This window comes from Ruegeria arenilitoris, assembly GCF_013030985.1.
GTDB lineage: Bacteria > Pseudomonadota > Alphaproteobacteria > Rhodobacterales > Rhodobacteraceae > Ruegeria > Ruegeria arenilitoris_B.
Window position 1 is genome coordinate 17,229 of sequence record NZ_WPYP01000004.1, and the last position, 14,140, is coordinate 31,368.

14 protein-coding genes are annotated in these 14,140 nt (G+C 60.5%); 2 read left to right on the forward strand and 12 right to left on the reverse strand.

Going from position 1 to position 14,140, the window contains the following annotated elements; all coding sequences use genetic code 11:
* The first annotated feature begins 1 nt into the window (after position 1).
* Entirely contained in the window at positions 2–706 is a 705-nt protein-coding gene (locus tag GOX88_RS09810) for an SGNH/GDSL hydrolase family protein (protein ID WP_254436276.1), read from the forward strand.
* Here the strand turns inward: GOX88_RS09810 and rarD are convergent.
* From rarD to GOX88_RS09855, 9 genes are all read right to left on the reverse strand, one after another.
* Positions 697–1,602 carry an EamA family transporter RarD gene (gene rarD, locus GOX88_RS09815; RefSeq protein ID WP_367647816.1) on the reverse strand — a complete coding sequence of 302 codons (906 nt, stop codon included), beginning with the start codon at positions 1,600–1,602 and terminating at the stop codon, positions 697–699. The two genes, GOX88_RS09810 and rarD, sit on opposite strands and share 10 nt — an antisense overlap.
* Positions 1,603–1,762: 160 nt before the next feature.
* Positions 1,763–4,216, reverse strand: coding sequence for a GcvT family protein (locus GOX88_RS09820; RefSeq protein ID WP_170400992.1), 2,454 nt, complete (start codon positions 4,214–4,216; stop codon positions 1,763–1,765).
* A gap of 89 nt (positions 4,217–4,305) precedes the next feature.
* Positions 4,306–5,274: a GlxA family transcriptional regulator gene (locus GOX88_RS09825; protein ID WP_170400993.1), complete on the reverse strand. Its 969-nt coding sequence runs from the start codon at positions 5,272–5,274 to the stop codon at positions 4,306–4,308.
* A 7-nt stretch (positions 5,275–5,281) separates the two neighbouring features.
* The gene (locus tag GOX88_RS09830; protein ID WP_170400994.1) at positions 5,282–6,175 is read right to left on the reverse strand and encodes a homocysteine S-methyltransferase family protein; all 894 of its coding nucleotides are present in this window, start codon (positions 6,173–6,175) and stop codon (positions 5,282–5,284) included.
* Positions 6,176–6,188: 13 nt separating this feature from the next.
* On the reverse strand, positions 6,189–7,241 hold the full coding sequence (locus GOX88_RS09835) for a zinc-binding dehydrogenase (RefSeq protein ID WP_170400995.1): 1,053 nt from the start codon (positions 7,239–7,241) through the stop codon (positions 6,189–6,191).
* A 12-nt stretch (positions 7,242–7,253) separates the two neighbouring features.
* Positions 7,254–7,730, reverse strand: a complete 477-nt coding sequence (locus GOX88_RS09840) for a cupin domain-containing protein (protein WP_170400996.1) — start codon at positions 7,728–7,730, stop codon at positions 7,254–7,256.
* Between the two features lie 17 nt (positions 7,731–7,747).
* A complete protein-coding gene (locus tag GOX88_RS09845; protein ID WP_170400997.1) occupies positions 7,748–10,195 on the reverse strand; it encodes a GcvT family protein in 2,448 nt (815 codons plus the stop codon).
* Positions 10,196–10,211: 16 nt separating this feature from the next.
* On the reverse strand, positions 10,212–10,592 hold the full coding sequence (locus tag GOX88_RS09850; protein WP_170400998.1) for a GFA family protein: 381 nt from the start codon (positions 10,590–10,592) through the stop codon (positions 10,212–10,214).
* Positions 10,593–10,669: 77 nt separating this feature from the next.
* Positions 10,670–11,239: a helix-turn-helix domain-containing protein gene (locus GOX88_RS09855; protein WP_170400999.1), complete on the reverse strand. Its 570-nt coding sequence runs from the start codon at positions 11,237–11,239 to the stop codon at positions 10,670–10,672.
* Positions 11,240–11,295: 56 nt separating this feature from the next.
* Between GOX88_RS09855 and GOX88_RS09860 the strand changes: the two genes are divergently transcribed.
* On the forward strand, positions 11,296–11,637 hold the full coding sequence (locus GOX88_RS09860) for a DUF1294 domain-containing protein (protein WP_367647815.1): 342 nt from the start codon (positions 11,296–11,298) through the stop codon (positions 11,635–11,637).
* Positions 11,638–11,696: 59 nt separating this feature from the next.
* Here GOX88_RS09860 and GOX88_RS09865 read toward each other — a convergent pair whose 3' ends face one another.
* The 3 genes from GOX88_RS09865 to GOX88_RS09875 all read right to left on the reverse strand — a co-directional run bounded on the left by GOX88_RS09865 (position 11,697) and on the right by GOX88_RS09875 (position 14,126).
* Positions 11,697–12,431, reverse strand: a complete 735-nt coding sequence (locus tag GOX88_RS09865; protein WP_170401000.1) for a sulfotransferase — start codon at positions 12,429–12,431, stop codon at positions 11,697–11,699.
* Positions 12,428–12,883: a GAF domain-containing protein gene (locus GOX88_RS09870; RefSeq protein ID WP_170401001.1), complete on the reverse strand. Its 456-nt coding sequence runs from the start codon at positions 12,881–12,883 to the stop codon at positions 12,428–12,430. Before GOX88_RS09870 ends, GOX88_RS09865 begins: the two co-directional genes overlap by 4 nt.
* Positions 12,884–12,953: 70 nt before the next feature.
* Positions 12,954–14,126, reverse strand: a complete 1,173-nt coding sequence (locus GOX88_RS09875; RefSeq protein ID WP_170401002.1) for a thiolase family protein — start codon at positions 14,124–14,126, stop codon at positions 12,954–12,956.
* Positions 14,127–14,140 lie beyond the last annotated feature (14 nt).

Genomic DNA, 14,140 nt, shown 5'->3' on the forward strand with positions numbered 1-14,140 from the left:
CATGCCTATCGCTGCCGATCAGCTGTTGCGTGTGCCATTGCTGCCAGTTCTGGCAGCCCAAGGCCTGTCGGTGCGCCGCAACGCCCAAATGCTGCCGGAACCCATCGGCCCGCGCGAAGGGCGCATGGGGAGAGGGCCACGGCGGCGTCTTCTGATCGCAGGCGACAGTTCCGCCGCAGGGGTCGGCGCGGGAACGCAGGCGCAAGCGCTGTCAGGCTACCTCGTGGCCCGGCTTGCCAAGCACTATACGGTCGAATGGCGACTTGAGGCCACGACCGGGCACACAACACAGGACACGATTGACCGACTGCGCGGCTTGAGCGGCCAATTCGATATGGCCGTCACTGCGCTCGGCGTGAATGACGTGACCCGTGGCGTGACGCGTCAGCAGTTCACTGAGCGCCAGACCCAATTGCTGGAGCTTTTGACCGGTCCTCTGGGCGTGCGGCGGCTGGTGGTCACGGCCGTGCCGCAGATGCACCTGTTCCCGGCCCTGCCGCAGCCGCTGGCCTGGGTTCTGGGGCGTCAGGCCGCACGGCTGGATCGCGGCTTGCAGCAGGTCGCGGCCCGCTTTCCACAGGTAAAGCATCTTCAACTGAATCTGCCCGAAGACCCTGCGCTGGCCGCGCCGGACGGCTATCACCCCAGCCCGAAAACCTATGCCCTCTGGGCCGAAGAGGCCGCCCGCCTTTTGCGTCAGGCCTGAGCCCGCATCTGCCGGATCATCGGAATCGAATAGACAATCAGCGCCGTCCAGATCAGTGGGAATGCGATCATGCGCCCCCGGTCGATCTGTTCACCGAACACGGTGATGGCCGTAATGAAAATCATGGTCGGCGCGATATATTGCAGGATACCCATGGTCGACAGCCGCACCAGTTTCGCCCCGTTGGCATAAACCAGCAGCGGCACCGCCGTCACAACGCCTGCGCAAGCCAGCAGCATGGTGTCAGTTGCCCCCACACCGAAATGCCCAGTGCCCTGCACGCCTAGCCACGTCACATACATCAGTGCCGGGATCAGCAGAATCAGAACCTCAAGCAGGAACCCCTGATTTGGACCAATCGGCAACGACCGCTTGAAAAACGCGTAGAACCCCCAGCTGACCATCAGACCCAGCGCAGGCCACGGCAGGCTGCCTGCCTCGACCACCAAAACCAGCACGCCCAGCGCGGCAATTGCCACTGCAGCAAGTTGGATTTTCGTCAAAGGCTCACGCAACAGAACCGCGCCCAGAGCGATACTGAAGAGCGGGTTGATATAATAGCCCAGCGCTGCGTCCAATGCCCGGTCATTGGCAATCGCCCACACATAAATCGCCCAGTTCACCGAGATCAGCGCGGCCGTTATGCAAGCCATCCCCAACATCTTCGGGTTCGCCAATGCCGCTTTCAAGTCCCGCGTGCGCCCCAAGGCCACCAGCAGCAGACCCGCCACCGGAACTGACCAGATGACGCGGTGCGACACGAGTTCGATTGGTCCCACATGAGACATCGCCTTCATGTAAAGCGGCAGAAAGCCCCACAGGACATAAGCCGTCACGGCCAGCGCCAGCCCTTTCGGCGTGTCTTCTCTGTTCGGTGGTATGGGGGTATCTGCCACGGCGAGTCTCCGACTGATATCGGGCTTGTCTACGGCAAACCAGACCGCCTTGGGAACTGCGAAAACTGTGAAGCAGGCCATCAGAAATTCTGATACGTCGCGGTTGCCACCGGCAACCCCAAGAAAAGAGCCGGGGCGCCACAGCGCCCCGACAATTTGATTATACTTTCACCCGCTCGGATTTCGGGTCGTACATCGGCTTCAACGATGCCTCGGCTTTGACCTTCACACCGCAGACGTCGATCTCATAAGTCGAGGCCAGTACATCCGCCGCCTTTTCACCCTCGCACGGCACGTAGCCCAGACCGATGGCGCCGCCCAACGTGTGGCCATAGTTGCCCGAGCTCAGATAACCGACATATTCACCATCCCGGATGATCGGCTCATTGTGGAACAGCAGCGGCTCGGCATCGGTCAGTTTGAACTGAACCAGGCGGTTCTTGGGTCCGCTTTCCTTGCGTGCAATCACCGCCTCACGGCCAATGAAATCACTGCCTTTGTCGACCTTGACGGCAAAGCCCAGCCCCGCATCGACCACGTGGTCTTCGCAGGTGATGTCATGGCCAAAGTGGCGGAAGCCCTTCTCGATCCGGCAGCTGTCCATCATGTGCATCCCGCACAGCTTCAGCCCCATATCCTGCCCCGCCTCATGCAGCGTTTCGAACGCGTGGCCCGCCATGTCGGACGAGACATAGATCTCCCACCCAAGCTCACCCACATAGGTGACGCGGTGGGCACGAGCGAGGCCCATGCCGATCTCGATCTCTTGCGCGGTGCCGAACGGGTTGGTCGCGTTCGAGAAGTCGTTTGGCGATACCTTTTCAAGCAGCGCGCGCGCATTGGGCCCCATGATCGCAAGAACGCCTTCGCCCGCTGTTACGTCAGTGATGACCACGTTAAAGTTGCCCGCATGGCGCATCATCCAGGTCTGATCAGCCAGACGCGTCGCGGCCGGTGTCACCACCAGATATGATGTCTCGGTCAGGCGGGTAACGGTCACATCCGCCTCGATCCCGCCGGTACGGTTCAGAAACTGAGTGTAGACGATCTTGCCATTGGGCACTGAGTAATCGCCACCGCCGATATAGTTCATGAACGTCTCGGCATCGGGTCCTTCGACACGAATCTTGCCGAAGGACGACATGTCGTACATGCCGACATTTTCGCGCACAGCACGGTGTTCGGCCGCCGAGTTTTCGAACCAGTTCTGGCGCTTCCAGCTGTATTGGTATTCGCGCTCCTGCCCTTCAGTGGCAAACCAGTTGGCGCGCTCCCAACCGGCGATCTCGCCCATGACAGCACCCTGTTCCAGCAGGTGGTGGTGGAACGGCGTGCGGCGCACACCTCGTGCAGTCGCCTTCTGGCGGTAAGGGTAGTGGTCGGCATAGAGCAGACCCAGCGTTTCCTTGGACCGTTCGAACAGGTATTTCTTGTTGCCCTGAAACGGTTGCATCCGGCCGATATCCACGTCGCCCAGATCAAACGGTTTCTCACCGCTGTCCATCCATTCGGCCAAGGCCATGCCTGCGCCACCGGCAGACTGGATACCAATCGAGTTGAAGCCGGCTGCGACCCAGACGTTGTCCATCTCGGGCGCCAGACCCAGATGATAGGCGTCGTCGGGCGTAAAGGACTCGGGGCCGTTGAAGAAGGTGTGAATGCCGGCCTCAGCCAGCATCGGCATCCGGTTGCAGGCCGCTTCGAGGATCGGCTCGAAGTGGTCGAAATCCTCGGGTAGTTGGTCAAACTCAAAGGTGTCCGGAATACCACCCATGCCCCAGGGTTTGGCATTAGGTTCAAATGCGCCCAGAAGGATTTTGCCCGCGTCTTCTTTGTAATAGGCGCACTCATCCGGAACACGCAGCACCGGCAATTGGGTCAGACCGTCGATGCCTTCGGTCACGATGTAGAAGTGTTCGCACGCGTGCAGCGGGACATTTACGCCCGCCATTTTGCCGACCTCGTGACCCCACATTCCGGCACAGTTCACCACCATGTCGCATTCGATATGACCCGAGGCGCTGCCGTCATCGGCAACCCAATCCACACCGGTCACCTTGCGGCCTTGCTTGACGATATCGGTGACCTTCACGCGCTCCTTGACGATACCGCCACGCTGACGCGCACCTTTGGCCAGCGCCAGCGCAATGTTAGCCGGATCGCCCTGCCCGTCCAGCGGCAGGTACACTGCGCCTTTGACGTCTTCGATGTTCAGATGCGGATACAGTTCGGCCACACGCTCGTTCGAGATTTCTTCGACCTCAACCCCAAAGGCGCGGGCCATCGCGGCCTGACGATAGATCTCTTCCTTGCGCTCATCGGTCAGGGCAACTGTGATCGAGCCACAGCGTTTGAACCCGGTGGCAACACCTGTCTCTTCCTCAAGCGCGCCATAAAGCTCCTGACTGTATTTCGCCAGCTTGGTCATGTTCGCCGTTGCGCGCAGCTGTGCGATCAGACCCGCCGCGTGCCACGTGGTACCGCTGGTCAGCTGTTTACGCTCCAGCAGGACAACATCGTTCCAGCCCTTCTTGGTCAGGTGATACGCGACCGAGCATCCGATGACGCCGCCGCCGATGATGACCACTCGGGCCTTGCTGGGAAGATCAACCATCCTGAAATCTCCGCTGTGTCAGGTTTTGTGCAAAATGACACGGAAGATCGACAGTAAATGCACCAAAAACGTCACAGGATCGATGATTTTCACCGATGTGTCGCCGCCCGCTTTTCGCGGCGGACAACAAAGGGGGTGACGCCGAAAAAGCTTTTGTAAACAGAGGAAAAACCGTTCGGAAACCCGCAGGCCAGACCTATCTCACGGACGCTCATGGTGGTGTTGAGCAGCAGATTATTGGCCTTGGCTAGCCGCATTTCGCGATAAAACCCGTTCGGCGTGGTGCCGAAATAGTTTTTGAATTTCCGCTCAAGCGACCGGTTTGACAGGTGCAGCGATTCGACGATTTGGTGGATCGGCAGCGGGTCTTCGATATTGGCCTGCATCAGCTTGATGCACTGATCCAGTTTGGCGTCTCCCGTTGCGGTCTGTTTGGCCCCGGAAAACGGCTGCATCGAAGCAAAGTCGCGGATGTTTTCATGCAGCATGATATCGGCAACCGTCATCTTGGCCGGTCCCGAGATATGCCGCCCGATCACCGCCAGCGCCACATCCGTCGTTGCCTCCATCCCGGCGCAGGTTACAACCGCGCCCTGTTCGGTCGCAATCGACAGCTTGGCCTCGAACCGGGCCCCGCGTTCGCGCAGGAATGAGGCGTTTTCCCAATGGGTCGCCATATCGTCGGTGCCTTGCTCGTCGATATAGCGGCTGGCGGCCTCGGCCAGCAAAAACACCTTGGCCCCTCGGAACGTGTAGTCCGACACCACCCGCCCCAAAGACAGGTTTGGGTGATCCGGGTCGGAATTACCGATCACGAACAGGTAATCCGCCTTGGGCTGCGCTTGCACAGGTTCGGTTTGCACCACCGCATCGCTGCTGCTGGCAATCGGGCCGCCTTTCAGCGAACGATAGGTATAGGTGAACGGAGGGCTCGGACACACACGATTGGCCAGCCGCAGCACTTCGACCAGCGAGGCCAGTTCCAATAGCACGTATCCCGGGGCAACCAGGATATCGAATTGGAACTGATCTGAATTGTCCGCAGGTTTCCGCATCATTTACACCTCAGACGATCTGGTGACCGGCTGCACGCAATCGGTTGGCCAGGGTTTCGATGTGATCCGGGCCGACCTCGCAGCAGCCGCCGACTACGGTCGCCCCTTGCGCAACCCATGCCATCGCATGATCGGCATAGGCCTCGGGGCCCAGATCCTGACGTTGCTCCAGCGCGTCTACGGTGGGCGCGTCTTCCAGAAACTTCTGAGTGATCCCGGTGAACCCGTTGGCATAGGCCCCATATGGGCGATCAAATTCAGCAATGATATCCAGCGCGGCAGGAATGGCCTCAGGGCGTGAGCAGTTGATCAGCACAGCTTCGGGCGCAAAACGGTCCACCACCGGCGCGATTTCGGACAGTGGCTCGCCAGACCGCAGGCGCGTGCCATCGTCGTCCATCACCGTCAGCGCCAGCCAGACAGGTTTGCCGCCTCCCGCCGCGCCGCGCAAAGCACCTTCCGCCTCCTGAACCGAGGACACGGTTTCGATCAGGAAAAAGTCCACGCGATCCGCCATCAACTTGGCCAACTCAGCGAACTTCTCGGCCGCCTCGGCCACATCAGGGTTCAGGTCAGGCCGGTACGAGGCCAGAAGCGGCCCAAGCGCCCCGGCAATGCGCCCCCCGTTTGAGCCGCGCGCTTGCTCGGCTTGCGAAACTGCAGCGTCGACCAGACTGTAAAGCTGATCATCCATCCCTTCCCGCACCAGCCGTGACCGATGCAAGGCATATGTGTTCGTGGTGGCAACCGTCGCGCCGCGACGGAAATACTCGGCGTGGACGTCCCCGACCAGTTCGGGGCGGTCGATCATCACCCGGGTCGACCACAAAGGCGTGGGCCGGTCACCGCTGCGTTTGACCAGTTCCTGCCCGATTGAGCCATCCAGAAGAGTGATATTTGCCATTTCCCCAACCCTTTCACGGAATAAGAACAAGCTTGCCCGGAAACGCCTTGGATTGAAAATCCGCCTGCGCCGCCGCAATGTCCTTGAGCGAATAAGTATTTGAGATCAAGGGCCTGATCCGGCCGGCATTGATCATCTCGACCAACCTCCCGAACACCTCAAAGGCCTGATGGGTGCAGCCGTGGATGGTGATGTCGCGCAGATAGATATCGCGCAGATCGGCCTGAACGATCGGTCCCGCGATTGCGCCCGACACAGCATAGTGCCCGCCCGGCTTCAGGGCCAGGATCAGGCGGGACCACGCCGGGCCGCCCACGACGTCGATCACCACATCGAACATATCCGCAGGCAGCGCCGCATCACGTGCAAAGGTCTCTGCCGCACCTTGCCCTTTGACCACCTCGGCCTTGGCCGGGCTGGTCACACCCCAGACAGTCGCGCCCCGCAGCGCCGCCAGTTGCACCGCCGCCAGACCCACACCACCGGACGCACCCGTAATCAGCACTTTTTGCCCCGAAGTCACGCCTGCGCGGGTCAGCAGGTTCTCGGCGGTGCCAAATGCACAGGGGATGGCGGCGATTTCGACATCCGACAGGGGTGAGGCGGTCACGTCATACAGGTCATCTGCCTCAACCACACAGTACTGCGCAAACGCGCCATCCATTTCGGACCCCAAGGCGATGAACCCAGTCGAATGGCCCGGACGTGGACGCGGCAGGTTGATCGGGCAGGTCACCCGCTGACCCGGTTTGAAACCCGTATCAGGCGCGGCAACCTCGACAATACCGCACAGATCACCGCCTTGGATGCGTGGGAAGTGCAGCGCGCCGCCCCAGCCTCCGGCCTCGACATCCTGATCAACGGCATCGGTCGCGCCGGTCACGTCAGAGGAATACCAGCCAACACGCGTGTTGATATCGGTGTTGTTCACCCCCGCGGCGAGAACCCGAACCAGCACCTGCCCCGGTCCGGGCTGGGGCACCGGTATATCCTCGCGCCAGTCCAGCGCCTCTGGCCCGCCGTGTTGGGTCAGGTAAACGCCAGACATTGTATTGGGGAGTGTCATGTGATGCCGCCTTCAGGTCAGATCGTCCGGATGTGGCGGAACCGGACCCATCGGGATGATGTCATATCGGGCGTTCAGTTCGGCCATCTTTGCCTCATCTGCGAAATCGGCCTGGCTCATTGCCGCAAGCTCTGCAAGGAAACCGTCAAACCCCGAGGGCTGAAAGATCATCAGCATCCGCGCAGGTGCGCCTCCGGCCACGCGGCACGCGTGCGGCACCCCCGGCGGGACATGCATCGTGGTGCCTGCCGTGCACCGGTGCCAATCGCCATCGACGTAGAAATCCACCTCACCTTCCAGAAAGTAAAAGGTCTCGGCATGGCTGTCATGGCGATGAAGGCCAAGCGCGAAGCTGGCCTTCAGATTGTCTTCCATGAGCGTATAGGCTCCACCTGAGTCCTGACCAGAGACCTTGACGAAGGTGTGGTCGTTTTCCCAGTCATAGTTGGGGCCCTCACCGGGCCCCAGTTTGGAGTATCGCTTGCTCATGGCACCTCCGTCCGGGGTTATGCGCGCAGCCGCTCGTTTGCCGGATCCCAGAGCGGTTGGTCCTCTTGTACCACAGCGCGGTATTTCTGACCGTAGATTTCCACCTCTAGCTCGGTGCCCGGGTTGGCGGCTTCGGTCCTGACCATGCCCAGCGCGATGGACTTGCCAACGCGGTAACCCCAGGCACCCGACGTGGTCTCACCGACAATCTCGCCGTTCTGCGAGATGCAGGACATGTAGGGCGCATCGCAGTCACCAGCCTCAACGGTCAGCGTGACAAAGGCTTTCTTAACACCCTGCTGCTTTTCGTTCTGGATCGCGGCCTTGCCGGGGAAGTCCTGCGGCTTGTCCAGCTTGACGAACCGTCCCAGACCACCTTCCAACAGCGAGTAGTCACTGGACAGATCGCCCTTCCAGGTGCGGTAGCCCTTTTCGATCCGCAGCGCGTTCAGCGCATACATACCGAACGGCGTTGCACCTGCACCGAGGATCGCGTCGTAGATGGCGGGCATGTCCTCGTTCAGGGCGTGCACTTCCCAGCCCAGTTCACCGGCGAAGGAAACACGGATCAGGAAGGCCGATTTCCCGGCAACGGTTGCCGCCTGATGGGTCAGCCAGCCGGTGGACAGGTCCGCGTCGCTCAGACCCGACAGGATCTCACGCGATTTCGGGCCGGTCACGATCAGCGTGTCGCGGGTGGTAGTGACATCCTCGACCGAGACGTTGGCGGGCATCGCCTTCGTCAGGAGGTCGCGGTCATGCCACTGAGCGGTGGCGGCGGTGATCATCATGAACTCATCCTCGCCCAGACGGACGCAGGACATTTCTGTCAGGATGCGGCCCCGGTCGTCCGAGACGTAGACCAGGTTGATGCGGCCAACCTTGGGCAGGCCCCCGGTGATCAGGCCGCGCAGCGCTTCGGCCGCGCCTTCACCTTTGACCATGAAGCGCGAGAAGCCCGGCAGGTCGAGCACGCCGCAATGATCGCGAACGGCTTCACACTCTTCCTTGATGCGCTGTTCCCACGGGCCGGACCGGCCCCAGGTGTGGGTGGCGTCTTCGGAGGTGTTGTCGCCCGGCTTGGCAAACCAGTTGGCACGCTCCCAACCGTTATACGCCCCCATGACGCCGCCCAGTTCCTTGACCTTGGCATGGACCGGAGACAGCTTCTTGTCGCGCGCTGCAGGCCATTCGTGGTGCGGGAAATGCATGGCGTATTCGTTGCCATAAACTTCCATGCCTTTCTGGTTGCAGTAATCCTGATCGGTGTAGTCGGTATAGCGGCGCGGATCGACGGCCCACATATCCCATTCGGTGTGGCCATCAACGATCCATTCAGCCAGCACCTTGCCTGCACCACCGCCCTGCGCGATGCCGAAAGTAAAGCTGTGGGCCTCGAACGCATTTGCCACGCCCGGCATCGGGCCGATCAGCGGCAGACCATCGGGCGCATAGGGGATCGGGCCGTTGATAACGCGGCCAACACCCGAGGTCGCCATCAGAGGCACCCGTTCCATCGCGTCGGTGACGATGTCCTCGATACGGTCCAGATCGTCATTCCACAGCTGGAAGCTGAAATCCTCGGGCATCGGGTCATCTTCGGTCATCCAGTGGCCCTTGCAGTTGGGCTCGTAGGGACCGAGGTTGAAGCCGTTCTTTTCCTGACGCAGGTAGTAAGAGATATCCACGTCGCGCAGCAGCGGCAGCTTGCCACCGTTCTCTTTCGACCAAGCCTCGACCTCGGGCACTTCGTCGGTCAGCAGGTACTGGTGGCTCATGACCATCGCAGGCACGGTACGGCCGCCGTACGGCTTGAACATCTCGCCCACGCGCTGCGCGTAATAACCCGCGGCGTTCACCACATAGTCACAGGCGATGTCGCCTTTTTCGGTGTGAACGGTCCAAGTTCCGTCGTCATGCTGGGTCACGTCTGTGGCCGGGCAGAATCGGATGATCTTCTGGCCCATATCGCGGGCACCCTTGGCCAGCGCCTGCGTCAGCTGCGCCGGGTCGATGTCACCGTCAGTGGGGTCATACAGCACACCTTCAAGGTCATGGGTTTCAAGGAACGGATAGCGTTCCTTTGCCTGTTCCGGGGTCCACATTTCCATCGGAATGCCCTGGTACTTGCCCATTGCCATGGCGTGTTCGAATTCCTGCATCCGCTCTTTGCTGTGCGCCAGACGGATCGAGCCCGAAACATGATAGTTCATCGGGTAGTCGACCTCTTCGGCCAGACCCGAATACAGCTCGGTTGAATAGCGCTGCATGTTCATGATCGCCCAAGAATTCGAAAACGTGGGGACGTTACCCGCAGCGTGCCATGTCGAACCGGCGGTCAGTTCGTTCTTTTCCAGCAGAACGCAGTCGGTCCAGCCCTTCTTGGCCAGATGATACAGGGACGAACAGCCAACGACGCCGCCGCCGATGATGACCACACGGGCCTTGGTTGGAAAATCACTCATGAGTTTGGATCCTCTTTTACTGTGCCCGTTGGGGCAGATCGTCTGTGATGTCGTAGTAGTCGCCCTTGTCGGCCACAAAGATGTGCCGGGCGAGGTTCAGTCCGGTGGGTTCGCTCAGAGCGCCCATGGAAATGGAAATCGTGTCCTCGTCGTTGTGCTGCCAGAACAGGAACGAACCGCACGCACTGCAAAAGCCGCGTCGCGCTGTCTCTGACGCCCGGAACCAGCGCAGCGTGTCGCTGGCGGTAAAGCTGAGGTTGTCCTGATGGGTCGAGGTCGAAGACCAGAAATGGCCCGACTGTTTGCGGCACTGGCCGCAATGGCAGGCCGAAGGCGGCGACAGGTCGCCGTCGATGGCAAACGAAACAGCGCCGCAAAGGCAGGAACCTGTGCGCATGTGACTACCTCCTTGCTGCTGGCGAATGGGCAGGCATCGGCCCCACGCCACAAATGGTGGATGCAGGACCCGACATGTCAGTACACCGGCGGTGCGATGACCCAGATGGCCACTGCGTGTTCTTCATAGGGGTTGGCCCATTGATAGGGTTCGTTCTTGATGCGGAAACTGTCCCCCGGACCAACCGAAAACACCCGCCCCCCGATCACCAAATCCAAACGACCTGACACGATATAGCCGACCTCTTGCGTGGGACGATTTGCGGGTGTCTGCATCTTTGAGAACGGCTCGAACGTGGAATGTACCATTTCGAAGTCATCGGTCAGATCGGGTGACAGCAGCTCTTCGATCAGCCCTTCCTCGCCCGAGCCCATCGGGCGGCGCGACCCGGCGCGCACGACATATCCCTGCTCGTCTGCTGGTGAAGAGGAATGCGCGAACAGCATCGACATCGGCACACCCAAGCATTCGGCGATCTGGCGCAGGTCCGAGATCGAAGGGTCCGACATGTCCCGCTCAACCTGGCTGAGCCATCCGACCGAGCGGTTCAGACGCTCGGCTATTTCGGTCAGCGTCAGCCCACGCGCTTTGCGCAGGGCACGGATATCCGCACCGAGTGTCGCGCTGTGGGGGGCCTGAGTGTTCACTTGCCGCTCCGATTCTGGTGAAATTTCTCTCTGGTTTTTCACGATGACTTAGTTTCGTGAAATTTCCAAGAGTTTTTTCATTTGCGCGCAAACACGTGCCAGTTTATGCCAAGGCCATGTGGATTGCAGTGATCTATCTTTGGGCGATCAACGCCCTGACGCTATTGGCCTTTGCGTGGGACAAAGCCCGAGCGCGGCGGCGCAAAGGCAGGGTTCCGGAACGACGGCTGCTATGGCTGGCCGCACTTGGCGGCAGCCCCGGTGCAGTGTTGGGGCGCTGGATGTTCCGCCACAAAACCCGCAAGAGCGGGTTTTCCATGTGGCAGTTTGCGATTCTCGGGGTGCAGGCTACGATAATCTACTTGATTGTGACAAAGGGTTATTTCGGCTGGCTGTAGCCTAAACAGACTAAAGCACGCGTGTGAAAGGAAAGAAGCTCACAAAACCACCCTTACCGTCAGCTTTCCCTGAAACCTGCCTCCTGCAGGGTAATTGGTCGCTTACCCAACCCCAGTAAGGTTCGATTGATTTTCCGAATGTTCTCCCGTGCAACTCTTTCGTGCGGTATCGTTGGGTTCTGACGCGGAACCGATTGATCCGGGATTTGCCTGTTGGTCAGCTTCGCTATCGCGTCCAACATCTCAGGCGAGCCAATCTCGACATCGATGAGTTGGTTCATGGCGCCAGCTTCGCCAAAATGCGCGCGGACCTCTTTCAGGTGGTTATTATATCGGGTCAGGTAGTGTTCTTCGAAACCGTGTGGGAACTCGGTCCCGTATGTGGCTTGCCGAATCGATTGGGTCCGAGCGCTAAGAGAGTAGCGTTTGATCGACGCAAGCCAGGCTTCCGGGGAACTGCGCCGCGTCAGAACGAAGACGGCGTCGTCCCCGAACTCCTGCAAAAGCTCGCGGTACAGAAACGGCCAAGGCCAGTCATCGAAGGCGTCATGCCGGTCGATTGCACGACGAATACTCGGACCGATCCCGCCTTCATCCAGGTATTCGTTTAACAGCTTTCCAGAATACCCATGGGTCTTGTAGACAATGCTGCCCATGAGGCTGTTAAAAGACGTGGTTCCGGTTTTTGTGAGCCCGATACAGAAAAACTTCATCCCGTTAAATCCTTGCGTTTCAACGCAGATGCCCTCTGAATTGCGGGGCTCCGTTCCTGAGCTCCAGAGCAATCGCGTCAAGCATGCGCAAAGACCCGTGAGAGAATGGCACTCAGCATCTCCTCATCCTCGTCCCGGAATGCGTCAGGCTGGTCGCTGTCGATGTCGAACACGGCAATGATATCGCCCGCCGCATCCCGCACCGGCAACACCAATTCAGATCGGGTGGACGAGGCACAAGCGATGTGGCCCGGAAACGCATTCACGTCGGGCACCAACTGAGCCTCGCCGGTGCGCGCCGCGGCCCCACAGACGCCTCGTTCGAAGGGGATGACCAGACAGCCGTGACCGCCCTGATAGGGGCCAATCTTCAGCACGCCTGGTTCAGTCACCCGGTAAAACCCGGTCCAGTCGAAGCGGTCGTCGGCGTGGTGCACCTCGCAGGCAATCGTCGCCATGAGGGCGACCTGATCCGTTTCGCCTTCGGTCAGAGCGGAAATGGTCTTGGCGAGTGTGTCGTAATCAACGGTCATGGTCAGTCTTTTCCGGGCTGGGCGGGGGCGCTGCCCCCAGACCCCGAAGTATTGGGAAAAGGATGAGGCGTCAAACGCGTTCGATGGCGATGGCTGTGCCTTCACCCCCGCCGATGCAGATGGCGGCCACACCGCGCTTGAGGTTTCGCTTTTCCAACGCGTTCAGCAGCGTGACCATGATCCGCGCGCCCGACGCGCCGATCGGGTGGCCCAAAGCGCAAGCGCCACCGTTCACGTTCACCTTGTCCCGCGGCAGGCCCATTTCGTGCATGAAGGCCATAGGGACAACGGCAAAGGCCTCGTTCACTTCCCACAGGTCCACATCGTCTTTGGACCAGCCAATGGCCGCGAGCAGCTTTTGCGCCGCCGGAACCGGAGCGGTCGTGAACAGGCCAGGGGCTTGCGCATGGCTGGCATGGCCAACGATCCGGGCGCGCACGGTCAGACCCTGCGCCTCGGCAGCGTCGGCCGAGGCCAGCACTAGTGCTGCGGCTCCATCGGAGATCGATGAGGAATTGGCCGCCGTCACCGTGCCGTCCTTGCGGAAGGCGGGTTTCAGGGTCGGGATTTTGTCGGGCCGCGCAGATTGCGGTTGTTCGTCAGCGGCCAAGGTAACCTCACCCTTACGGGTCCGAATGGTCACAGGTGTAACCTCGCCCTCAAAGGCTCCACTTTCCTGTGCGGACAGGGCATTGGACAGCGATTGCAACGCGTATTCGTCCTGTGCCTCGCGGGTGAATTGGAAAGATTCGGCACAATCCTCGGCGAAGGTGCCCATCAGGCGACCCTTGTCATAGGCGTCCTCAAGCCCGTCCAGAAACATGTGGTCCACCACCTGACCATGCCCGATCCGCGCACCACCACGCATCTTGGGCAGCAGGTAGGGGGCGTTGGTCATGCTTTCCATGCCGCCTGCAATCATCGTATCCGCATGACCCAAAGCGATCTGGTCAAAGGCCATCATGGCGGCTTTCATCCCCGATCCGCACATCTTGTTCAGGGTCGTCGCGGGCACCTCTTCACCCAGACCCGCCGCGAACCCGGCCTGCCGCGCTGGCGCCTGGCCCTGACCGGCGGGCAGAACGCATCCCATCAGCACCTCATCCACCGTTTCAGCGCCTGCGCCCTTCAGAGCCGCTCGGATGGCGGTTCCGCCCAGCTCGGCGGCAGCCACACCGTCAAACATTCCCTGAAACCCTCCCATGGGTGTGCGTGCGGCCCCGGCGATAACAACCTGTTTCATCGGCGTGTTCCTCC

What these genes read in the sequence shown, in the direction of transcription:
- GOX88_RS09810 (WP_254436276.1), top strand. Translation starts at nt 2, where the DNA reads ATGCCTATCGCTGCCGATCAGCTGTTGCGTGTGCCATTGCTGCCAGTT.
- GOX88_RS09820 (WP_170400992.1), bottom strand. Translation starts at nt 4,216, where the DNA reads ATGGTTGATCTTCCCAGCAAGGCCCGAGTGGTCATCATCGGCGGCGGC.
- GOX88_RS09825 (WP_170400993.1), bottom strand. Translation starts at nt 5,274, where the DNA reads ATGATGCGGAAACCTGCGGACAATTCAGATCAGTTCCAATTCGATATC.
- GOX88_RS09830 (WP_170400994.1), bottom strand. Translation starts at nt 6,175, where the DNA reads ATGGCAAATATCACTCTTCTGGATGGCTCAATCGGGCAGGAACTGGTC.
- GOX88_RS09835 (WP_170400995.1), bottom strand. Translation starts at nt 7,241, where the DNA reads ATGACACTCCCCAATACAATGTCTGGCGTTTACCTGACCCAACACGGC.
- GOX88_RS09840 (WP_170400996.1), bottom strand. Translation starts at nt 7,730, where the DNA reads ATGAGCAAGCGATACTCCAAACTGGGGCCCGGTGAGGGCCCCAACTAT.
- GOX88_RS09845 (WP_170400997.1), bottom strand. Translation starts at nt 10,195, where the DNA reads ATGAGTGATTTTCCAACCAAGGCCCGTGTGGTCATCATCGGCGGCGGC.
- GOX88_RS09850 (WP_170400998.1), bottom strand. Translation starts at nt 10,592, where the DNA reads ATGCGCACAGGTTCCTGCCTTTGCGGCGCTGTTTCGTTTGCCATCGAC.
- GOX88_RS09870 (WP_170401001.1), bottom strand. Translation starts at nt 12,883, where the DNA reads ATGACCGTTGATTACGACACACTCGCCAAGACCATTTCCGCTCTGACC.
- GOX88_RS09875 (WP_170401002.1), bottom strand. Translation starts at nt 14,126, where the DNA reads ATGAAACAGGTTGTTATCGCCGGGGCCGCACGCACACCCATGGGAGGG.